Annotated in this window: 26 protein-coding genes and 1 tRNA gene; 13 read left to right on the top strand and 14 right to left on the bottom strand. The window is 69.6% G+C overall.

The genetic code is table 11. The features are described 5' to 3' along the window. The first annotated feature begins 67 nt into the window (after window positions 1-67). Window positions 68-625 carry an NADPH-dependent FMN reductase gene (locus K344_RS0108950; RefSeq protein WP_028080384.1) on the top strand — a complete coding sequence of 186 codons (558 nt, stop codon included), beginning with the start codon at window positions 68-70 and terminating at the stop codon, window positions 623-625. A gap of 42 nt (window positions 626-667) precedes the next feature. Here K344_RS0108950 and K344_RS0108945 read toward each other — a convergent pair whose 3' ends face one another. Then, a complete protein-coding gene (locus tag K344_RS0108945) occupies window positions 668-1468 on the bottom strand; it encodes an OmpW/AlkL family protein (RefSeq protein WP_028080383.1) in 801 nt (266 codons plus the stop codon). 265 nt (window positions 1469-1733) lie between these two features. Between K344_RS0108945 and K344_RS0108940 the strand changes: the two genes are divergently transcribed. Further along, complete coding sequence (locus K344_RS0108940; protein WP_051362058.1) at window positions 1734-2075, top strand: hypothetical protein; 342 nt, start codon at window positions 1734-1736, stop codon at window positions 2073-2075. A gap of 120 nt (window positions 2076-2195) precedes the next feature. Here the strand turns inward: K344_RS0108940 and rpmG are convergent, their stop codons facing one another. Further along, window positions 2196-2366, bottom strand: coding sequence for a 50S ribosomal protein L33 (gene rpmG / locus K344_RS0108935; protein ID WP_020648996.1), 171 nt, complete (start codon window positions 2364-2366; stop codon window positions 2196-2198). A 19-nt stretch (window positions 2367-2385) separates the two neighbouring features. Continuing rightward, complete coding sequence (gene rpmB, locus K344_RS0108930; protein ID WP_028080381.1) at window positions 2386-2622, bottom strand: 50S ribosomal protein L28; 237 nt, start codon at window positions 2620-2622, stop codon at window positions 2386-2388. Between the two features lie 238 nt (window positions 2623-2860). On the opposite strand from rpmB, the gene K344_RS0108925 reads away from it, so the two are divergent. Both K344_RS0108925 and K344_RS0108920 read left to right on the top strand, forming a co-directional pair. Then, window positions 2861-3403, top strand: coding sequence for a hypothetical protein (locus K344_RS0108925; protein ID WP_028080380.1), 543 nt, complete (start codon window positions 2861-2863; stop codon window positions 3401-3403). Beyond that, the gene (locus tag K344_RS0108920; protein WP_028080379.1) at window positions 3400-3969 is read left to right on the top strand and encodes a hypothetical protein; all 570 of its coding nucleotides are present in this window, start codon (window positions 3400-3402) and stop codon (window positions 3967-3969) included. The genes K344_RS0108925 and K344_RS0108920 overlap by 4 nt, the downstream gene beginning before the upstream one ends. A 3-nt stretch (window positions 3970-3972) precedes the next feature. Here the strand turns inward: K344_RS0108920 and radC are convergent, their stop codons facing one another. Continuing rightward, on the bottom strand, window positions 3973-4647 hold the full coding sequence (radC, locus tag K344_RS0108915) for a RadC family protein (RefSeq protein ID WP_028080378.1): 675 nt from the start codon (window positions 4645-4647) through the stop codon (window positions 3973-3975). 36 nt (window positions 4648-4683) lie between these two features. Here radC and coaBC point away from each other — a divergent pair, with 36 nt between their 5' ends. From coaBC to K344_RS0108895, 4 genes are read left to right on the top strand one after another with little or no spacing between them, the layout of a single operon-like run. Next, a complete protein-coding gene (gene coaBC / locus K344_RS0108910) occupies window positions 4684-5907 on the top strand; it encodes a bifunctional phosphopantothenoylcysteine decarboxylase/phosphopantothenate--cysteine ligase CoaBC (RefSeq protein WP_043114165.1) in 1224 nt (407 codons plus the stop codon). Between the two features lie 58 nt (window positions 5908-5965). After that, a complete protein-coding gene (dut, locus tag K344_RS0108905) occupies window positions 5966-6424 on the top strand; it encodes a dUTP diphosphatase (RefSeq protein WP_028080376.1) in 459 nt (152 codons plus the stop codon). 12 nt (window positions 6425-6436) lie between these two features. Beyond that, window positions 6437-7300: an acetylglutamate kinase gene (argB, locus tag K344_RS0108900; RefSeq protein WP_028080375.1), complete on the top strand. Its 864-nt coding sequence runs from the start codon at window positions 6437-6439 to the stop codon at window positions 7298-7300. Window positions 7301-7344: 44 nt separating this feature from the next. Next, window positions 7345-8223, top strand: coding sequence for an NAD(P)-dependent oxidoreductase (locus K344_RS0108895; protein ID WP_028080374.1), 879 nt, complete (start codon window positions 7345-7347; stop codon window positions 8221-8223). Here K344_RS0108895 and K344_RS22980 read toward each other — a convergent pair. Beyond that, window positions 8220-8885 (bottom strand): hypothetical protein, encoded by a 666-nt coding sequence (locus tag K344_RS22980; RefSeq protein ID WP_051362057.1) that lies wholly within the window; start codon window positions 8883-8885, stop codon window positions 8220-8222. The two genes, K344_RS0108895 and K344_RS22980, sit on opposite strands and share 4 nt — an antisense overlap. A 137-nt stretch (window positions 8886-9022) precedes the next feature. On the opposite strand from K344_RS22980, the gene K344_RS0108885 reads away from it, so the two are divergent. Together K344_RS0108885 and K344_RS0108880 are read left to right on the top strand one after the other, a co-directional pair. Then, entirely contained in the window at window positions 9023-11188 is a 2166-nt protein-coding gene (locus tag K344_RS0108885; RefSeq protein ID WP_028080373.1) for a sensor histidine kinase, read from the top strand. Between the two features lie 69 nt (window positions 11189-11257). Beyond that, window positions 11258-11896 carry a response regulator gene (locus K344_RS0108880; protein WP_028080372.1) on the top strand — a complete coding sequence of 213 codons (639 nt, stop codon included), beginning with the start codon at window positions 11258-11260 and terminating at the stop codon, window positions 11894-11896. A 6-nt stretch (window positions 11897-11902) separates the two neighbouring features. On the opposite strand, the gene pyrE is transcribed toward K344_RS0108880, so the two are convergent. Beyond that, on the bottom strand, window positions 11903-12550 hold the full coding sequence (pyrE, locus tag K344_RS0108875) for an orotate phosphoribosyltransferase (protein ID WP_028080371.1): 648 nt from the start codon (window positions 12548-12550) through the stop codon (window positions 11903-11905). A gap of 96 nt (window positions 12551-12646) precedes the next feature. Between pyrE and K344_RS0108870 the strand changes: the two genes are divergently transcribed. After that, a complete protein-coding gene (locus K344_RS0108870; protein ID WP_028080370.1) occupies window positions 12647-13435 on the top strand; it encodes an exodeoxyribonuclease III in 789 nt (262 codons plus the stop codon). Further along, on the top strand, window positions 13432-14790 hold the full coding sequence (locus K344_RS0108865) for an AmpG family muropeptide MFS transporter (RefSeq protein ID WP_028080369.1): 1359 nt from the start codon (window positions 13432-13434) through the stop codon (window positions 14788-14790). Before K344_RS0108870 ends, K344_RS0108865 begins: the two co-directional genes overlap by 4 nt. Here K344_RS0108865 and K344_RS0108860 read toward each other — a convergent pair. The 8 genes from K344_RS0108860 to K344_RS0108825 all read right to left on the bottom strand — a co-directional run bounded on the left by K344_RS0108860 (window position 14787) and on the right by K344_RS0108825 (window position 20223). After that, window positions 14787-15422, bottom strand: a complete 636-nt coding sequence (locus K344_RS0108860; RefSeq protein ID WP_028080368.1) for a GNAT family N-acetyltransferase — start codon at window positions 15420-15422, stop codon at window positions 14787-14789. The two genes, K344_RS0108865 and K344_RS0108860, sit on opposite strands and share 4 nt — an antisense overlap. Before the next feature lie 78 nt (window positions 15423-15500). Beyond that, the gene (locus tag K344_RS0108855) at window positions 15501-15806 is read right to left on the bottom strand and encodes a DUF6763 family protein (protein WP_028080367.1); all 306 of its coding nucleotides are present in this window, start codon (window positions 15804-15806) and stop codon (window positions 15501-15503) included. A gap of 124 nt (window positions 15807-15930) precedes the next feature. After that, window positions 15931-16965: an NADP(H)-dependent aldo-keto reductase gene (locus tag K344_RS0108850; RefSeq protein WP_028080366.1), complete on the bottom strand. Its 1035-nt coding sequence runs from the start codon at window positions 16963-16965 to the stop codon at window positions 15931-15933. A gap of 19 nt (window positions 16966-16984) precedes the next feature. Then, the gene (locus K344_RS0108845; RefSeq protein WP_028080365.1) at window positions 16985-17869 is read right to left on the bottom strand and encodes a phosphoribulokinase; all 885 of its coding nucleotides are present in this window, start codon (window positions 17867-17869) and stop codon (window positions 16985-16987) included. 131 nt (window positions 17870-18000) lie between these two features. Next, a complete protein-coding gene (gene trmB, locus K344_RS0108840) occupies window positions 18001-18714 on the bottom strand; it encodes a tRNA (guanosine(46)-N7)-methyltransferase TrmB (protein ID WP_028080364.1) in 714 nt (237 codons plus the stop codon). Then, on the bottom strand, window positions 18707-19294 hold the full coding sequence (locus K344_RS0108835; protein WP_043114164.1) for an FMN-binding negative transcriptional regulator: 588 nt from the start codon (window positions 19292-19294) through the stop codon (window positions 18707-18709). The genes trmB and K344_RS0108835 overlap by 8 nt, the downstream gene beginning before the upstream one ends. A 13-nt stretch (window positions 19295-19307) precedes the next feature. Then, a complete protein-coding gene (locus K344_RS0108830) occupies window positions 19308-20090 on the bottom strand; it encodes a thiazole synthase (protein ID WP_028080362.1) in 783 nt (260 codons plus the stop codon). A 59-nt stretch (window positions 20091-20149) separates the two neighbouring features. Then, window positions 20150-20223 (bottom strand) — tRNA-Gly (locus K344_RS0108825). A 57-nt stretch (window positions 20224-20280) separates the two neighbouring features. Here K344_RS0108825 and thiS point away from each other — a divergent pair. Then, on the top strand, window positions 20281-20424 hold a 144-nt coding region (gene thiS / locus K344_RS0108820), incomplete at its 3' end, for a sulfur carrier protein ThiS (protein WP_028080361.1).

Raw genomic sequence — 20424 nt, 5'->3', positions numbered from 1 at the left:
TCGCACCACGGACGCCGGCCCACGGTCCGGCCCCCATCCGCACCATTCGCGAACCAGGAGCGTGCCCATGCAGGAATCCGTCAACGTCTTCGCCCTCTCGGGCAGCCTGCGTCAGGGCTCCTACAACAGCGCCGCGCTGCGCGCCTGCCAGTCGCTGGCGCCGGCCGGCATGAAGATCGAGATCGGCAGCATCGCCGACGTGCCGCTCTACAACGCGGACGTCCAGGCGCAAGGCTTTCCCGATGTGGTGCAGGGCCTCGCCGCGCGAATCCAGGCCGCCGACGCGCTGCTGTTCGCGACGCCCGAGTACAACTATTCGGTGCCCGGCACGCTGAAGAACGCCATCGACTGGCTGTCGCGCCTGCCGCAGAGCCCGTTCGCCGGCAAGCCGGCCGCCATCATCGGCGCGAGCATGGGCCCGGTCGGCACCGGCCGCGCGCAGTATCACCTGCGGCAGATCGGCGTGTACCTCGACCTGCGCTTCCTCAATAGGCCGGAAGTGCTGATCGGCAGCGCGCACGAGCGCTTCGACACGGAAGGGCGGCTCACGCACGAACCGACGCGCGAGTTCCTCGGCAAGTTCCTGCTCGCGCTGCGCGACTGGGTGGCCTGGCACCGCCGCTGAGAAAAGGCCGGCCGCGCGCGCCGGCCTTTCGCTGTCGCCGGCCTACCAGACGTACGACAGGACGACGGCGGTGACCAGCGGGTCGATGTCGATGTCCGTGGTGCTGTGCGACAGGCGGGTGCCGTCGGCGGCGAAGATGTTGATCGTCGACGTCGTCTTCAGGTCGACGTAGGAAACCGAGGCCGACAGCCCCCAGTTCCGGTTGAAGGCATACGACAGGCCGGCGTTGACGATCGGCGCCCAGTCGGGCGACGACCTGGCGTCCACGTGCGTTCCGTTCGGCGATTTCAAGTTCGTCACGGCCAGCGTCTTGCCGAATTCGTTGTTGAGATCGTCATAGAAGCCCTTGCTCAGCTCGACGTTGGTGAACCAGGTATAGGTCACGCCGAGACCGAGGTACGGCCGCCAGGTCGCCTCGGGATGCCGGAAGTAATACTGGAACAGCAGCGCCGGGCTCCATTGCCGCGACGAGGCGATCGGATTGTGCGCGCCGAGATCGACGTTGATCAGCTGGCCGAGGAGCGGCGAACGCACCACACCTTTGCCGTACAGATCGAAGGTCGGCGGAATGCCGCCCTCGAACTTGATGGCCAGATGGTCGGTCACGAAGTAGGAACTCGCCAGCACCAGGGTGTCCGCATTGCCGATCGACGCCGACGTGCCGGGCGAATCGAAGCTCGACTCCCGACCGAGGACCAGCAAAGCGTTCGTATGCAGCGGCGTGCTGCTGTCGAGCGTCTGCACATGCAGCCAGCCGGCTTGCAGGACGACGGAACCGGCCGTCTGTGCCGCGGCGGGCAAGGCGATCGAACACAGGGCGAGCGGAAGCAGCAGGCTCCTCATTGGCGTAACTCCACGGTTGCGCGCCTTCGCGTCGAGGCGATGGCGGGGGGAATGGAGCGCCGAACTCTACGCGAAAGGGGCTCCTCATTGACGAGCCCCGCCAAACTCTGCCGATCCGGCGACCAGTGGAGTCAACACGCAAAAGCTGAATCCCGCCTGACACGGCCGGCGTGCGTACCGGGCAGCGCCTCGTACAGTTCAGAACCGGTTCAGGGCCGCGGCTTAAATTGGCAGCCGTCCCAGGAGGACTTCAGGAGCCCGTGTCATGAACAGCCGCACCAAGACCTTGACGACTCTCGCCGCTGCCGGCCTGCTGGTGGCCGCACTGGCGCCCCTGCCCGCCGCAGCCCACACCGACGTGTCGCTGAGCATCGGCCTCGGCGTTCCGGCGCCGGTCTATGTCGCGCCGGCACCGGTCTACTATGCGCCGCCCCCGCCGCCGCGCCCGGTGGTCGTCTATGGTCCGGGCTACTACGGCTACGGCCCGGCCTATTACGAGCGTCGTGTCGTCTATGTCGACCATGGTCGCCGCTACTACGGCGGCCCGTCGCGCGCCTACCGCGAGGGCTATCGCGACGGTCGCCACGACGGCCACCACCATCACTGAGCGTCGCGCGACGCACAGGAAAGCCGGGCTTCGCCCGGCTTTCTTTTTGCGCGCAAGGCGGGCGCCGCAAACGACAACGCCGCCCGAAGGCGGCGTTGCATGATCAGCAGCCGGCGCGGCTTACTTGATCTTGGCTTCCTTGAACGCGACGTGCTTGCGCGCCACCGGATCGTACTTCTTGAACTCGAACTTGTCCGGCGTGTTCTTGCGGTTCTTCGTCGTCGTATAGAAATAGCCGGTGTCGGCGGTCGACACCAGCTTGATCTTCTCAACGTCCTTCTTCTTGGCCATTGCTCAGCTCCCGGTCCGTTCAGACCTTTTCGCCGCGCGCACGCAGCTCGGCGACGACGGTGTCGACGCCCTTCTTGTCGATGATGCGCATGCCCTGCGACGAGACGCGCAGCGAAACGAAACGCTTCTCCGATTCCAGCCAGAAGCGATGCGTGTGCAGATTCGGCTCGAAACGGCGACGGCGCTTGTTGTTGGCGTGCGAGACGGTGTTACCCACCATCGGCCGCTTGCCGGTGACCTGACAGACTTTCGACATGACACGAAACCCTTGGGGAAAGTGCGGCGCAACCACCATCGACGCAATGGGGCCACGAAAAGGGGCGCAATTGTGCCAGCGACGCACGGCCAGGGCAAGAGGCTGCCGGCCCCGCCCTGCAAATACCGCCGGGCCAGCCGGCGGGCCGCAAGCCGCGACCGCCGCCTCATGCCCGATTCGGGCCGTAGCGTGACGCGGCGCAAAGACGCACGATGGCCGCACTCCGATACTGCGCGGCATGTCCGACGTGGCCATCCAGAAACAGAAAATCCTCGGCGCGGCGCGGCGTCTCGCCGATCGGCGCGGCGCCGATTTCGATGCCGCCGCGGTGGCGGCCGACGCGCAGCTGCCGCCGTCGGCCATCGGGCGTCATTACGCGGACTTCAACCTGCTGCTCTGCGAGCTGCTTGCCCAGATGTACGACGAAGTCCGCGACCTCGTCACCAAGCTGACGCTCAACATGCCCTCCGGTCCCGGCCGCCTGCAACTGGCGCTCGAAACCTACCTGCAGGCGCTGCTCGACCGGCCGGGTCTGCGTGCGCTCGCCCGGCATCTCCGCTTCCACCCGCAGGGATCGCAGCTGATCCGCCAGCGCGTCAAGGGCTTCAATCTCATGCTGCAGCTGGAATTGAAATCCGCGAACTGGCCGGATCCCGCGGTCGCGGCGCGGCTGTGCACGGCGGCGCTGATCGAAACGGCGGTGGCCGAAAGCGAGGCAGGCCGCAAGCTGCCGGCCATGCGCGACACGCTGATCGCCTACTTCACGGCGGGCATGGCATGAACGCGCCGGCGCGCGACAAGCTGCTCGCCGCGGCCGTAGCGCTGGCCGCCCAGGTCGACCATGACGAGCTGTCGATCGCCCGCCTGTGCAGCGCCGCCGGCGTCGGTCGCCACGAATTCAAGGCCGTGTTCGGCGAACTGTCGCGCTATTTCGAGGCGCTCCAGCTGCAGTTCTTCGACGGCTTGCGCACACGCATGCTGAAGATGACGGCGGGCACCGCGCCGGGCGCGCTGCGCATCAAGCTCGCCAGCGAAAGCTACCTGGCGTATTGCCTGGAAAGCGCCGGCGTGCTGCGCTGGCTGCTGGCCGCGCGCGCGCATTCCGCCGTGCGCCAGCCGGCGCGCCAGCAGATCGTCAACTACGGACTGCTGCTGGGCGGCGAACTGCGCGCGGCACACTGCGCGCAGGCCGACGCCCTCAGCCGCCTCTACCTGGCGATGCTCAACGAGGTGGCTGGCGTCGAACTGCGCGCCGGCGAACGCCGGCCGGTCTATCGTCACGCGCTCTGGCATTTCCTCGATCAGGCCTGCGGCGCGACGACGCGGCAGGCGCTCAGCGCCGCCTGAAGCTCACAGCCAGCCGCGCGCCGCGAAGCTCGCCGGCGTCCCCTCGCCGATCACCAGGTGATCGAGCACGCGCACGTCCACCGTCGCCAGCGCCTGGCGCAGCCGTTCGGTCAGCGCGCGATCCGCGGCGCTCGGCTCGACGGCGCCGCTCGGGTGGTTGTGCGCGAAGATCAGGGCCGCGGCGCGATGCCGCAGCGCCGCCTTGACGACCTCGCGCGGATAGACGGCGGCGCCGTCGATCGTGCCGCGCGCCAGCACCTCGAAGGCGAGCACGCGATGCTGGGCATCGAGGAACAGCGCGGCGAACACCTCATGGTCGAGATCGCACAGGCGCGCGCGCAGGAAGCGGCCGGCGGCCGCGGGATCGGTCAGCGCCTCGCCGTGCTGCAGTTCTTCGGCGAGATGACGGCGCGCCAGTTCGAGCACCGCCTGCAGCTGCGCGTACTTCGCCGCGCCGAGTCCCTTGCCGGCGGAAAAGCTGGCGAGATCGGCGCGCAGCAGCGCGCGCAGGCCGCCGAAAGCGGCGATCAGCTCGTGCGCCAGTTCGACGGCGCTTTTGCCGGCGACCCCGGTGCGCAGGAAGATCGCCAGCAGTTCGGCGTCGGACAGCGACGCCGCGCCGCCCGCCAGCAGTTTCTCGCGCGGCCTCTGTTCGGCCGGCCAGTCACGGATCGCCATCCCTATGCTCCCCTGCAAGCCCGCTAGAATGCTGCAATGAGCACACCGCAACCGTCCGTGCCGAATCTCGCAGATCGGCGCATCCTGCTGGCCGTGACCGGCGGCATCGCCGCCTACAAGGCGGCCGATCTGACGCGCCGCCTGATGGAAGCCGGTGCCGAGGTGCAGGTGGTGATGACGGCCGGCGCGCAGGAGTTCGTCACGCCGCTGACCTTCCAGGCGCTGTCGGGCCGGCCGGTGCGGACTTCGCTGCTCGACCCGGCCGCCGAGGCGGCGATGGGCCACATCGAACTGGCGCGCTGGCCGGATCTGATCCTGGTGGCGCCGGCGTCCGCCGACGTCATCGCCAAGCTCGCGCTCGGCCTCGCCGACGACCTGCTGAGCACGCTGGCCCTGGCCACCGACAAGCCGATCGTGCTCGCGCCGGCGATGAACCGCCTGATGTGGGGGAATCCGGCGACGCAGGCCAATGTGGCGACGCTGGTCGCGCGCGGCGTGCAGCTGATCGGTCCCGGCAGCGGCTTCCAGGCCTGCGGCGAGATCGGCGACGGCCGCATGAGCGAGCCGCTGCAGATCCGCGAGGCCATCGCGCAGCGCTTCAGCCAGGGTCCGCTCGCCGGCGTGAAGGCGGTCGTCACCGCCGGCCCGACGCGCGAAGCGATCGATCCGGTGCGCTTCATCAGCAATCGCTCGTCCGGCAAGATGGGCTATGCGCTCGCCGGCGCGCTGCGCGCGCTCGGTGCCGACGTCGCCCTGCTCAGCGGGCCGACGAGCCTGTCGACGCCGTCCGGCGTGCGTCGCGTCGATATCGAAAGCGCGCAGGAGCTGCTCGACGCCGCGCTGCGCGAAAGCGCCGACGCGCAGATCTTCGTCGGCGCCGCCGCGGTCGCCGACTATCGCGTCGAGCAGGTCGCCGACGAAAAGATCAAGAAGAAGGACGCGACCATGGCGCTGACGCTGAGCCGCAACCCGGACGTCATCAGCACGGTACGCGAGCGTGACGCGCGGCTGTTCGTCGTCGGTTTCGCCGCCGAGACCGAGAAGCTCGAGGAACACGCGCGCGGCAAGCTCGCGCGCAAGAAGCTCGACCTGATCGCCGCCAACTGGGTCGGCCGCGGCCGCGCCTTCGACCGCGACGACAACGCGCTGTCCGTGTACTGGAACGGCGGCGGCCGCGAGCTGCCGCGCGCGAACAAGGCCGAGATCGCGCGCGAGCTCGCGGCGCTGATCGCGGAGCGTTACGCAAGGCGCGTCACCTGATCACCCCCTCACCCCAACCCTCTCCCCCGTGGCCGGGGAGAGGGAGCTTCGTGAAGACATGAAACAGAAGATCCAGCTCAAGATTCTCGATGCGCGCCTCGGCAAGGAGCTGCCGCTGCCGGCCTATGCGACCGACGGCGCCGCGGGCCTCGACCTGCGTGCCCTGCTCGACGCGCCGCTGACGCTCGAACCGGGCGCGACGACGCTGATCAAGACCGGCCTCGCCATCCACATCGGCGATGCGAATCTCGCCGCGGTGATCCTGCCGCGCTCCGGGCTCGGCCACAAGAACGGCATCGTGCTCGGCAATCTCGTCGGCCTCATCGACTCGGACTATCAGGGCGAGCTGATGGTGTCGTGCTGGAACCGCGGCCAGGCCGCGTTCACGATCCATCCCGGCGAGCGCATCGCGCAGCTCGTCTTCGTGCCGGTCGTGCAGGCGGCATTCGAGATCGTCGACGATTTCGCCGCCAGCCCGCGCGGCGCCGGCGGGTTCGGCTCGACCGGCAAGCACTGAAACCTCTCGCCCATGACCATCGACCTGACCCACGCCCAGGACACCGCCCGCGTCCTCACCGAGGCGCTGCCCTACATCCGCCGCTTCGCCGGCAAGACCATCGTCGTCAAGTACGGCGGCAACGCCATGAAGGACGACACCATGATCGCGTCCTTCGCGCGCGACATCGTGCTGATGAAGCTGGTCGGCATGAATCCGGTCGTCGTGCACGGCGGCGGCCCGCAGATCGGCTCGCACCTGGAGAAACTCGGCAAGAAGAGCGAGTTCATCCAGGGTATGCGCGTCACCGACGAGGAGACCATGGACGTCGTCGAGATGATGCTCGGCGGTCTCGTCAACAAGGCCGTGGTCGCGGCGCTGAACCAGCAGGGCGGCCGCGCCGTCGGCCTGACCGGCAAGGACGGCGGCCTGATCCGCGCACGACGCATGCGGCTCGACGGTCATGACCTCGGCCAGGTCGGCGAGGTCGAACGCATCGACCCGCGCGTCGTCACCCACCTGGAGGCCGGCGGCTTCATCCCGGTGATCGCGCCGGTCGGCGTCGGCGAGCACGGCGAGGCCTACAACATCAACGCCGACGTCGCCGCCGGCAAGCTGGCGGCGGTGCTGCAGGCCGAGAAGATCATCTTCCTGACCAACGCCCCGGGCGTGCTGAGCAAGCGGAACGAGATCCTGACCGGCCTGACGGTGCCGCAGGTCGAAGGCCTGATCGCCGACGGAACCATTTCCGGCGGCATGGTGCCCAAGGTTCGCTACGCGCTCGATGCGGTGAACAGCGGCGTGAAGTCGGCGCACATCATCGACGGCCGGCTCGAGCACTCGGTGCTGCTCGAACTGTTCACCGACCAGGGCATCGGCACACTCATCAAGGGCTGATCCGGCCGCGCGGCCGGATCGTCCCGCACCACGGAGAGACGATCATGGACGTGGGTTTCATCGGACTCGGCAGCATGGGCCGCGGCATCGCCGCCAATCTGCTCGCGGCCGGCCATCGCGTCACGGTGTGGAACCGCTCGCAGGCGCCGCTGCAGGCGCTGGTCGCGCTCGGCGCGCGGGCCGGGGCGGCGCCGCGGGACGCGCTGCAGGGCAAGGTCCTGCTGTCGATGCTGGCCGACGACCTCGCCCTGCGCGAGACGCTGCTCGACGGCGGCGCGCTCGATGCCGCGGCGCCGGGCCTGGTCCACGCCAATCTGGCGACGATCTCCACCGCCTTCGCCGCCGAACTGGCGCGCCTGCACGCGGCGCGCGGCCTCGGCTACGTCTCGGCGCCGGTGTTCGGCCGCCCCAACGTGGCGGCGGCCGGCCAGCTCAACATCGTCGCGGCCGGACCGCGCGCCGCGTTCGACGCGCTGCGGCCGCTGTTCGAGGCGATCGGCCAGCAGACCTGGTGGCTCGGCGACGACGCGGTGCGCGCCAACGCGGTGAAGATCGCCGGCAATTTCATGATCGCCGCGGCGATCGAGACCATGGCCGAGGCGACGACGCTGACGCGGGCCTACGGCGTCGGCGCCACCGAATTCCTCGAGATTCTCACCGGCACGCTGTTCACGGCGCCGGTCTACCGCAACTACGGCGCGCAGATCGCCGAGCGGCGCTACGAGCCGGCCGGCTTCAAGCTGAGGCTCGGCCTCAAGGACGTGCGCCTCGCGCTGGCAGCGGGCGATGCCGGCAACGTGCCGCTGCCGCTCGCCAGCCTGCTGCGCGACAACCTGCTGGAGGCGATGGCACACGGCGACGGCGACCGCGACTGGGCGGCGCTCGCCGAAGTCGCGGCGCGCCGCGCCGCGGCGACGGGCTAGGGTTTCGGCGGCGCGCCGGCCGGCGGTGGCGTTTTCGCCGTCTCGCCGCTCAGCTGGCGGAAGCGCGCCAGATCGGCACCGTACCGGTCGGCCGTCTTCTGCTTCTCGTCGCTGATTTCGGCCAGCGATTTCTCGTTGGCGGCGCGCGTCTGCTTCAGCTCGTCGAGCTTCTGCAGCAGCGGCGCCGGCGGCTTCTTGCCATCCTTGCCGGCGTTGTCGATGCGCGTCTGCTGCTGGGCGATGGCCTTGTCGTTGTCGGCCAGCTGCTTCTCGATCAGCTTGCGGCGGCCGTCGATCATGTTGAGGCGCTCGTCGCGCGCGCGTTCGATGTCGCGGGCGCTGCCGTACGACTCCAGCAGGAAGCGGTCGTAGTCGCGCTGCTTCTGCGCCTGCAGCGCCGCCTCGGCCTTCTCGCGTTCGGCCTTCTCCTCGGCGGCGACTTCCGCCGCGGTCTTCTCGCGCGGCCTGACCTGCCGCACGCGTCCCTGCTCGTCGAACAGCTCACGCTGCTGCTGCGCGTACTGCGGCGGCACCGCGTCGCCGCAGGCGCGCTGGCCCTTGCTGTCGGTCCAGCACTGCACGCGCTTGCCCGTCTGTGCCTGCGCCGCGCCCAGCGCCAGGCTCAGCAACACCGCTGTCGCGATCGCGCACCGATTGGCCATACCGAGCCGCACTCCTGGAGGGCAATGCCGCCATTATGCGACATCGGCGCGGGGCGTCCGCACGGCCGCGGCGCCGACGGTCGGGCGGGGCCGCAAGGGCTGCCCGCGCGGCACGGGTTCACAGTAAAGTCGTCGCCATGCCCGCCGAACCGCGCGTCCAGCTGCCTCCGTCACGGATCCTCTCGCTGGCGCTGCTGCTCGCGGCGCTGACCGTGGCCCTGTGCGTGGTGCTGGCGTACCAACGCCCTTATCTCGGTTTGCAGCTGCAGGCGGGCGACGACGGTCTGCCGCGCGTCGATGCGGCACATGGCCCGGCGGCGAAGGCCGTGCGGGTCGGCGAGGCCGTGCTCGGCTTGCGCAACGCCGACGCGGCGCTGGCGCTGCGCGCCGACGATCTTGCCATCGAACCCGACGTCAGCTTCGCCGCCTACGCGGACTTCAACGCGTTCATGGCGCGGCAGCAGCAGCTGGCGACGCTGCTCGCCCAGCCTTCCCTGCAATTGCTGCTGGCCGACGGCCGGATCGTGGCGCTGGCACCGGCCGCGCACCGGCCCGTCGCGCGGCTGCCCTTCGAATTCTGGCTGCAGATGTTCGCGGCGACCGGCTGCTGGCTGCTCGGCGCGGCGATCTGGGCCTTCCGCCGCGAGCAGCCGGCGGCGCTGTATCTGATGATCTCCGGCCTCGCCGTGCTGGTGATGGCCGGCAGCGCCGCAATCTACACGACGCGCGAACTGGCCCTGCCGGCGGCGCTGTTCCGTGGCCTGTCGCAGGCCAACCACGGCGGCGCGCTGCTCTGCACCGCCTCTTTCATCGCCGTGCTGTTCTACTACCCGCGCCGCCTCGGCTCCGACCTCTGGGGCGGGCTGCTGCTGGCGCTCTACGCGCTGATCTGGCTCGCCGACGCGCTGCAGGTCCTGCCGCTGGCCAACCGCGGCGTGCAGGGCTCGATCCTCACCGGCGTGATCGTCGCCGGCGGCCTCGCCACCCTGCAGTGGCGCGCCACGCGCGGCGATCCGCTGCGTCGCGCCGCGCTGCAGTGGTTCCTGCTGTCCTGGTTCGTCGGCGCCTTCGGCTTCATGATCGTGGTGCTGATTCCGGCGCTGGCCGGCATCGACAGCGGCGAGCTGCAGGCCTACGGCTTCGGCATGATGCTGATGATCTCGCTCGGGCTGGCGCTCGGCATCGCGCGCTACCGCCTCTTCGATCTCGAGACCTGGTGGTTCCGCGCCGTCGCCCTGGTCGTCGGCGGCGCCAGCGTGATCGGCGCCGATCTGCTCTTCGTGTCGCTGCTCGATCTCGGTCAGCCGGCGGCGCTGGCGCTGGCGCTGGGCATCGCCGGCTGGATCTATTTCCCGTTGCGGCAATGGCTCGCCTCGAAGTTCTTCCAGCGCTTCGGCGTACTGCGCATGGAAAACATCCCGGCGCTGCTGCGCGAGGTCATCGCCGACGCGCCGCTGGCCGCCGAGTACCTGCTGCCGGAATCCCTGCGCCGCCTGTTCGCGCCGCTGCAGCTGAAATCCCTGGAGACCTCGCCGGCGGCGGTGTGCATCAGCGGCAACGGCAGCGCGCTGCAGGTGCCGGGCATCGGCCGCTGGCCGGCCTGGGAAGCGCGCTGGGCGCAAAACGGCAATCGCCTGTTCAACCGCCAGGACGTGAAGCTGGCCGATGCGGTGCGCGCCGTCCTCGAGCGCGTCGTCGCCTATCAGGACGCCGTCGAGCAGAGCGTCGAGCACGAGCGCGACCGCGTCGCCGCCGATCTGCACGACGACGTCGGCGCGCGTCTGCTGACCCTGCTGCATCGCGCCGAGCCCGAGCAGGCGCAGGCGATCCGCGAAACGCTGGCGAGCCTGCGCCTCATCGTGCACGGCCTCGGCGCGCAACCGCAGCCGCTCGCCGAAGCGCTCGCCGAATGGCGCGCCGAATTGCACGATCGCTGCGAGGCGGCGCGCGTGGCGGTGCGCTGGGAGGAGGCCGAGCCGCTGCCGTGCTGGCGGCTCGACGCGTCGCAGCAACTGCATCTGGCACGGGTGCTGCGCGAAGCGGTGAGCAATGCCCTGCGCCACGCCCACCCGACGCGGATCGAGGTGCGCCTCGCCGCCGCCGACGATGCCCTGCTGCTGAGCATCGCCAACGACGGCAGCTGCCGGCCGCTTTCGCAGTGGCGCAGCGGCAATGGCCTGCGTAGCATGCGCAGCCGCACGCAGAAGCTCGGCGGCGAATTGCACATCGAAGCCGCTGACGGTCGCGCCGTATTGCGCCTGCGCGTGCCGCTCGATGCTCCGTGCCCCCCCATCCAGGGCTGATAAGCCGCACCGGCTTGGCTGACACTCATGCGCGAACCCCCAGGCACCAGAACGCAAGGAAGCGCCTTGATACAGCGAGGCTTGGTCATCGAGGATCTGGCGCCGACCGCGGAATGGCTGATGCGCGCGCTGCGCGAAGCCTTTCCCGGCATCGCCGTCGAACTGGCCGAGACCGCCGCCGACGCGCGCGCGGCGCTGCAGCGCCGGCCGGACATCGCGCTCGTCGATCTCGATCTGCCGGACGGCTCGGGCATCGACATCATCGCGCAGATCAACGCGCGCCATCCGCACTGCCACTGCATCGTCACCACGATCTACGGCGACGATCGCCACCTGTTTCCGGCGCTGCGCGCCGGCGCCCAGGGCTATCTGCTCAAGGACCAGCCCATGGAACGCCTGGTCGCCGCGCTGCAGGCGATCGACCGCGGCGAGCCGCCGCTGTCGCCGGCCATCGCGCGGCGCCTGCTCGGCATGTTCGCGCCGGCCGGTCCGGCGCCGGACGAACAGAAGCTGACGACGCGCGAGCGCGAGACGCTGGTGCTGATCGCCAAGGGCCTGCGCCTCGCCGAAGTCGCCGAACAGCTCGGCGTCACGCGCAACACCGCCGCCGGCTTCGTCAAGGCCATCTACCGCAAGCTCAACATCTCAAGCCGCGCCGAGGCGGCGCTCGAGGCGACGCGCCTCGGCCTCGTCAAGAACGAATTCTGAGCGGCCTCAGGCGGCGACGCCGTACTGCGCCTGGTAGGCGCGGATCGCGGCGAGCGTGTCGGCGGATGCATGGCCGCCGGACAGGTAGGACAGCATGGTCTGCACGTTGACCAGCGAGATCACGCGAATGCCGGCGTCGCGCTCCATCTCCTGCACCGCCGACCGACCGCTCGGGCCTTTCTCCTGCCGATCGAGCGCGATCACGGCGGCGACCGGCTGCGCGCCGGCCTGTTGCAGCAGGCGCACCGCTTCGCGCAGCGCGGTGCCGGCGGTGAGCACGTCGTCGACGATGACGACGCGCCCTTTCGGCGCCGCGCCGACCAGCGTGCCGCCCTCGCCGTGGTCCTTGGCTTCCTTGCGGTTGTAGGCGTAAGGCAGGTCGCGGCCCTGCTCGGCGAGCGCGCAGGACACCGCGGTGACCAGCGGAATGCCCTTGTACGCGGGGCCGAACAGCATGTCGTAGGCGAGGCCCGAAGCGGTCAGCGCCTGCGCGTAGGCATGGCCGAGTGCGCGCATCGCCGCACCCGAGGAAATCCTGCCGAGGTTGAAGAAGTACGGCGATTGCCGTCCGGACTTCAGGGTGAACGAGCCGAACTTCAGGACCTCGTGCTCGAGCGCGAGACGCAGGAATTCGGTTTGGTAGCTCTGGAGCATGTGACTGGCGACGGAGGATTGGCGATTGGTGATTGGTGACTGGCGCTCGCGTACATTACGACAAATCACGGGTCATCCATCACGAATCACGCCTTCATGCGCGTCATCTCGCTCAATGCCAATGGCATCCGCTCCGCCGCCCGCAAGGGTCTCTTCGACTGGCTGCCGCAGCAGAACGCCGATTTCCTCTGCCTGCAGGAAATCAAGGCACAGCTCTCCGATCTCGAAGGCGACCTGACCTTCTCGCCGCCGGGCTGGCACGCGCATTTCAGCTATGCGCAGAAGAAGGGTTACGCCGGCGTGGCGATCTTCGCCAAGCGCGCGCCGGATGAAATCCTCGACAAGCTCGGTGCGCCGGAGTTCGACGACGAGGGACGCTACGTCGAACTGCGCTACGGCAAGCTCTCGGTCGTTTCGCTCTATGTGCCGTCGGGCTCGGCCGGCCCCGAGCGACAGGCGAGCAAGGACCGCTTCCTCGAATTCTTCCTGCCGGTGATGCGCGACTGGCTCGCCTCCGGCCGCCAGTACATCGTGGTCGGCGACTGGAACATCGCGCACAGGAACATCGACCTCAAGAACTGGCGCGGCAACCAGAAGAACTCCGGCTTCCTGCCGCACGAGCGCGCCTGGCTGGACCGCCTGCTCGGCCAGGACAAGCCGGCGCTCGGCTGGGTCGACGCCTATCGCCAGCTGTATCCGGATGCCGAGGGCGAGGCCTATACCTGGTGGAGCAATCGCGGCCAGGCCTGGGCGAAGAACGTCGGCTGGCGCATCGACTACCAGATTGTCACCCCCAATCTGCGCGACAAGATCAAGGCCGCGTCGGTGTGGAAGGAGACGCGCTTTTCCGATCATGCACCGCTGATCATGGATTACGCGCTGTGACGCGGCGCCTGCTCGCCGCGCTGCGCGTGTATGCCCATCCGCGCGTGCGCGCGCTGCTGTTTCTCGGCTTCTCCGCCGGCCTGCCGTTCCTGCTGGTGTTCTCGACGCTGTCGGCGTGGCTGACGCAGGCCGGCGTGTCGCGCACAATGATCGGCTACTTCAGCTGGGTCGGCATCACCTATTCGGTGAAGCTGTTCTGGGCGCCGGTCGTCGACCGCGTGCCGCTGCCGCTGCTGACGCGCTGGCTCGGACGCCGCCGCAGCTGGATGCTGCTCGCGCAGTGCGGCATCGCCGCCGGCCTCGCGCTGATGGCGCTCAACGATCCGGCCGCCGACCTGCGCCGGACCGCGCTGCTCGCGGTGCTCGTCGCCTTTTCGTCGGCGACGCAGGACATCGCGCTCGATGCCTTCCGCATCGAGGCGGCGCCGAGCGAACAGCAGGGCGCGCTGGCGGCGGCGTACCAGATGGGTTATCGCATTGCCCTGATCGTCGCCGGGGCCGGCGCCCTGCTGATCGCCGCCGATCACGGCTGGATGCTGTCGTACCTGTGCATGGCGGCGCTCGGCCTCGTCGGCATCGCCACCGTGCTGCTGATCGCCGAACCGCCGCGGCCGCAGATCGCCGTCGCCGCGCCGCAGGAAGCGCGCGTCGCGGCGTTCCTCGAAGCGAACGCGCACTGGCCGAAACCGCTGCGCCATTTCGCCGCCAACCTGATCGGCGCCATCGCCGGGCCGATCGCCGACTTCTTCGCGCGCAACGGCCTGCGCCGCGCCGCGCTGATCCTGCTGTTCATCGCCGTCTACCGCATGCACGAGTACGCCATGGGCGTGATGGCGAATCCCTTCTATCTCGACATGGGCTACACGCTGGCGCAGATCGCGGCGATGTCGAAGGTGTTCGGCGTGATCATGACCATGGTCGGCGTCGCCGTCGCCGGCGCGCTGGTCGCCTGGCTGGGCATCGCGCGCACGCTGTTCGTCGGCGTGCTGGTGATCGCCTTCGGCAATCTGTTCTTCTCCTGGCTGGCGCGCCGGCACGCGCCGGGGCTCGACGAGCTGGCGATCGCGATCAGCGTCGACAACGTCGGCATCGGCATCGCCGGGACCGCCTTCGTCGCCTACCTGTCCAGCCTCACCAACGTCGCCTATACGGCGACGCAGTACGCGCTGTTCGGCTCGCTGTTCCCGCTGCTCGGCAAGCTGATCGCCGGGTTCTCGGGCGGGATCGTCGATGCGATCGGCTATCCGCTGTTCTTCCTCTACACGGCGTCGCTGACCCTGCCGGCGCTCGCACTGTCGCTGTACTTCATCCGCCGGCCGATCGTTGCCGTGCCGGACAAGGCGCCGGCGGCCTAGGCGGCGAGCGCCTCGCTGCGCTGCAGGCGCACGAACACCTCGGCGAAGCGCCGGCCGATGTCGTTGCCGTCCGGCACGTCCCTGGCGCGGCGGTAGACCGGCAGTTCGAGACGGTCGATGTTGTCGGCGCGGCCGGCATGCGTGGCGCCGAGCAGCTTGAGATGGCGGATGATGCGGTCGTTGTCGGAAGCGACGTCGTAGTAGAAGGTGCGGATGCCGTTGCGCCAGGCCGTCAGATGCAGGCAGGCCTGCAGCACGAAACCGGCGCCGCGGCCCTGGTAATCGTCGGCGATGGTGATCGCCACGTCGGCCGCCTGCGGCTCGCCGTTCAGACGCACATAACGCGCGATGCCGATGCCCGGCTCGTCCGGCTTCTCGAGATTGGCGGCGCCCCAGGCGGCGTGATTGATCTGGTCGATGTGCACAAGCTTGGCGATCTGCTCCTCGCTCAGCTGATCCGGATCGCCGTTCGGAAAACGCCGGCGGCGCGCCAGCCTGGAGAGGCGCGCGAAGCCTTCGCGGATGCGGGCCGCGTCGTCCGGGCGGATCGGCCGCACGAGGATCGGCAAGCCATCGTCGAGCGTGTACTTGAACGCGGCGGGCAACTGCGGGGTGCGCCAGCGACTGAACATCCGGACCTCCTCTGCCCCTCGCGGGCGATCAGGAAAGCACGAAAGCGAAGCCCTGCCCTCGGCACGCGCGCCGGGTCCTCAGCGGTCGCGCAGGTCGAGCAGGTCCAGCGGATTGTCCCAGCGACCGCCGGGCCTCGCCGGCGTATCGTCGCGCTCGGCGTAGTCGTCGCGCGCGATGTCCAGCGCGCCGGAGTAATCCTCGGGTGGCGCACATGGTCGCGCGGCGAGCGCCATCCACGTCTCGAAGTCGTAGTCCTCGAGCGTGCCGTCGTAGTGCTGGACCAGCACCATCTCCGCATCGCTGTCGACGCCGACGACCTCGAAAGGCCCGTACTCGGTCTCGAACCACTGGCCGACCGCCAGTCCGCCCAACCATTCCGCCATGATCCACCTCCCGCGCCGCGCGGACGGCGCCCGTTCTTTCTACGCCGCTCGCCGCGAGGCGGCAAGCGCTGCGCGAACGGCGCCGCGCAAGCGCTTGAAAGCCGGCCGAATCGGCGTCGCGGCGCTACGGGCAGGGAATCGGGTGGCGGCGATGCAGCGCCTCGATCGCGCGCAGCACTTTCGGGCTCAGCGCGAGCGCCGCGCTGTCGAGATTGCCGCGCAGCTGCGCGGCCGTCGTGGCGCCGATGATGGTGGCGGTGGTGAACGGCCGGCCGTGCACGAAGGCGAGCGCCATCTGCGCCGGGTCGAGGCCATGCTCGCGCGCCAGTTCGACGTAGGCGCGCGTCGGCGCCTCGGCCTCGGGGCCGCCATACCGCGTGAAGCGGGTGAACACGACCATGCGCGAACCGGCCGGCCGCGCGCCGTCGAGATACTTGCCGGACAGCACGCCCATGGCCAGCGGCGAGTACGCGAGCAGGCCGACGTCCTCGCGCTGCGCGAATTCGGCGAGGCCGACCTCGAAGCTGCGGTTGAGCAGGCTGTACGGGTTCTGGATCGAGGCGATGCGCGGCAGGCCCTCTTCGCGATGCAGGCGCAGATACTCGGCGACACCCCACGGCGTTTCGTTCGACACGCCGATGTGGCGGATCTTGCCCTGGCGCTGCAGCTCGGCGAGCGCGCCGAGCGTCTCGGCCAGCGGCACGCCGCCGTCGCTGCCGTCGCCGTCGTAGCCGAGACGGCCGAAGTAGTTCGTCGGCCGCTGCGGCCAGTGCACCTGGTAGAGATCGATCACGTCCGTCTGCAGGCGGCGCAGCGAGGCCTCGCAGGCGGCGAACACCGAGGCGCGATCCAGCCGCGGACCGCCGCGAATGTACGGGAAGGCGCCGGGGCCGATCACCTTGCTGGCGATCACCAGGCGATCGCGCCGGCCGTTCTTCTTCAGCCAGCTGCCGATGATCGACTCGGTGCGGCCGTAGGTCTCGGCGCGCGGCGCGACCGGATACATCTCGGCGGTGTCGAGGAAATTGACGCCGGCTTCGAGCGCCGTGTCGATCTGCGCGTGCGCTTCGGCCTCGCTGTTCTGCTCGCCCCAGGTCATGGTGCCTAGGCAGACGACGCTGACCTGCAGATCGGTACGGCCGAGACGGCGGTGTTCCATCGGCATGAAGGTTGCCACCTCAGGCGGCACGCGCCAGATCGCGCGCTTCGAGCAGGCGCTGGACCGCCGGCTTGAAGATCAGCTCCATCGCGCGCTCCTGCTGCGGCCCCGGCACGACCAGCGTCTGCGCGTGCGACTGGAAGGCACCGGGCACTTCGCGCAGCAGCAGATCGAAATCGGCGTTGAGCCGCGAGTAATCGTTGAAATGGATGACCACGAGGCTCTCCTCGGCAAGCGGAATCTCGCGCAGCGCGAAGGGATTGCTGGTGTCGACCAGCGGCACGCGCTGGAAGTTGACATCGGTGCGCGAGAACTGCGGCACGATGTAGTTCACGTAGTCCGGCATGCGGCGCAGGATCGTGTGCGTGACTTCCTCGGGGTGATAGCCGCGCTCGTCGGTATCGCGCTTGAGCTTCTGGATCCATTCCAGATTGATCACCGGCGTCACGCCGATCAGCAGATCCATGTGCGCGGCGATGTTGACCTCGTCGCCGACGTAGGCGCCATGCAGTCCTTCGTAGAACAGCATGTCGGTATCCGGCGGCAGACGCTGCCAGGGCGTGAACGTGCCCGGCGCCTGGTGCGCTGCGACGGCCTCGTCGTCGCGATGCAGGTAATGCCGGATCATGCCGGTGCCGCGTTCGCCGTACTCGCGCAGCAGGCCCTCGAGCCGTTCGAGCAGGTTGGCGGCCGGCGAGAACAGCGAGAAATTCTCGCCGCGGATGCGCGCGCGCTCCAGGGTGCGGCGCAGTTGCACGCGGTCGTAGGCGTGAAAGGCGTCGCCCTCCACCAGCGCGCCGCGCACGCCCATCTCGGCGAACAGGCGCATGAAGGCCTTCACGGCGGTGCTGGTGCCCGCGCCGCTGGCGCCGGTGATGCCGATGATCGGGTGCTTGGTCGACATGGGATGCCCGAGATTACCTGCTTGCGTGCGACAGGCAAATGTCGGCGCGCCATGGGCCGCGCGATCCGTGCCGGGGGCCGCGACCGGCGTCGGCCCGGCACCCGCGCCCCGGGCCGCCGGCGCGGCGGTGCTCAGCCGAGACGCCGGTAGGCGAGGTCGAAAACCGCGTGCCCGAGCCGTTCGCCGCGCGCTTCGAACTTGGTCTTCAGGCGTGTCGGCGGACGCGGCACGTAGCGGCCGTCGGCGGCCAGATTGCGCAGGCCCGCTTCGGCATTGAGCACCTCGAGCATGTGCTCGGCGTAAGGCTGCCAGTCGGTGGCCAGCGACAGCAGGCCGCCCGGCTTGAGGCGCGAGACGGCGAGCGCCGCGAACGCTGGCTGCACCAGGCGGCGCTTGTTGTGGCGCGCCTTGTGCCAGGGGTCCGGAAACTGGATGACGATCTCGTCGAGCAACGCTTCCGGCAGCCAGTCGCGCAGCACGACGACCGCATCGTCGCTCGCCACGCGCAGGTTGTTCGCGCCGGCCGCGTGGGCGCGGTTCAGCAGGCGACCGACGCCGGGGCGATGCACCTCGACACCGAAGAAATCGTGCTGCGGCTCGGCGACGACACGGCTCAGCAGGTAATCGCCCATGCCGAAGCCGATCTCGAACACGCGCGGCGCCGCGCGGCCGAACACCGCATCCAGATCGAGCGGCGCGGCCGGCGCCTCGACGCCGTAGACCGGCCACAGCGCGTCGAGCGCACGCTTCTGCGCGTCCGTCATGCGGCCTTCGCGGCGCACGAAGGAGCGGATCTCGCGGCGGCGCGGCAGGGCCTCGCCGTCCTGCGGTGCGTGCTCAACCATGGCGGCGCATCCATTCGGCGACGGCGCGCGCGTCGGCCGACGCCTGCGCGGCGAGCGCCGCGGCCACGCCGGCGCGATCGCCGGCACTGCGGTTCTGGCTCATCTTGAACTTGGCTTCGAGCCGTTCGATCGGCAGGCGGAAGGCGACGATGGCCGGCAGCAGGCGCGCGACGTTCTCGTCCGTCGCGCGGAACGCCGGGTCGAAGTGCGCGGTCAGCGTCGCCAGCGTGGCCTGCGCCCCGGCGTCATCGAGCGTTTGCGGCCGGCCGGCGACGTGGACGCTCGCGTAGTTCCAGGTCGGCACGTGCTGCGCCGGCTCCTCGTACCAGCGCGGCGAGACGTAGGCATGCGGGCCGTGGAACACGGCGAGCGTGCGGCCCGCCGCGAAGGCCCGCCAGTGCGGATTGGCGCGCGCCATGTGTCCATGCAGCGCCTCGCCCTGCCGCAGCAGCGGCAGATGCGAGACGAGCGCTTCGGCGCCGTCGAGCGTGGTGATCAGCGTCGCGAACGGATGCGCGTCGATCAGCCGCAGCGCGGCGGCGCGCTCGCCCTCGAAGTGCCGCGGCGTGTAGAGCGACATCAGGACCGGCGTTTCAGAACGGCAGGCCTTCGAGCGGCGACGAGGCGCTGGCGTAGCGGCGGCGCGGCATGCGGCCGGCCAGACGCGCCTCGCGGCCGGCCTCGATCGCCTTCTTCATCGCGCTCGCCATCAGCACCGGATTCCTCGCCTCGGCGATCGCCGTGTTCATTAGCACGCCGTCGCAGCCGAGCTCCATCGCGATCGCCGCGTCGCTCGCCGTGCCGACGCCGGCGTCGACGATGATCGGCACCTTGGCATTCTCGATGATGGTCAGCAGGTTGTACTTGTTCTGGATGCCGAGGCCGGAGCCGATCGGCGCCGCCAGCGGCATCACGGCGACGCAGCCGAGCTCCTCCAGCCGCTTGCAGAGGATCGGGTCGTCGCTGGTGTAGACCATCACCTCGAAGCCGTCCTTGACGAGCGTTTCCGCCGCCGCGAGCGTCGCCGTGACGTCCGGGTACAGCGTCTTCTGGTCGCCGAGCACTTCGAGCTTGACGAGCGGATGGCCGTCGAGCAGTTCGCGCGCCAGCTGGCAGGTATGCACGGCGTCCTTCGCCGTGTAGCAGCCGGCGGTGTTGGGCAGGATCGTGAAGCGGTCGGGCGGCAGCACGTCGAGCAGGTTCGGCTCATTGGCGTTCTGGCCGATGTTCACGCGCCGCACGGCGACGGTGACGATCTCGGCGCCACTGGCCTCGATGGCACGGCGCGTCTCGTCGTGGTCCTTGTACTTGCCGGTGCCGACGAGCAGGCGCGACGCATACGTGCGCCCGGCGATCTGGAGGAGGTCTTCGGCCATCTTGATTCGAGGTCCTGCACCGGCCCGCCGCGATCGGGCGCGGCGCAGCGGAAAAGGGGTGGAGCGGGTGATGGGAATCGAACCCACGCTATCGGCTTGGGAAGCCGAAGTTCTACCATTGAACTACACCCGCGCAGCGGCGACCATTGTAGTTCAAGCGTCCACGCGTCCTCAAAGCCGCCGAAGTCCCATGCAGCTGACCGTCAACGGCGAACCCCGCCGCCTCGCCACGTCCCTCAGCATCGAAGCCCTGCTCGCCGAGCTGCAGCTGGCCGGGCGGCGCGTCGCCGTCGAACTCAACGGCGCCATCGTGCCGCGCTCGCGGCACGCGGCG

Source organism: Solimonas soli DSM 21787 (genome assembly GCF_000474945.1).
Lineage (GTDB): Bacteria > Pseudomonadota > Gammaproteobacteria > Nevskiales > Nevskiaceae > Solimonas > Solimonas soli.
The sequence above is the reverse complement of the archived record's forward strand: the minus strand, read 5'-3'. Positions and strand labels throughout refer to the sequence as shown.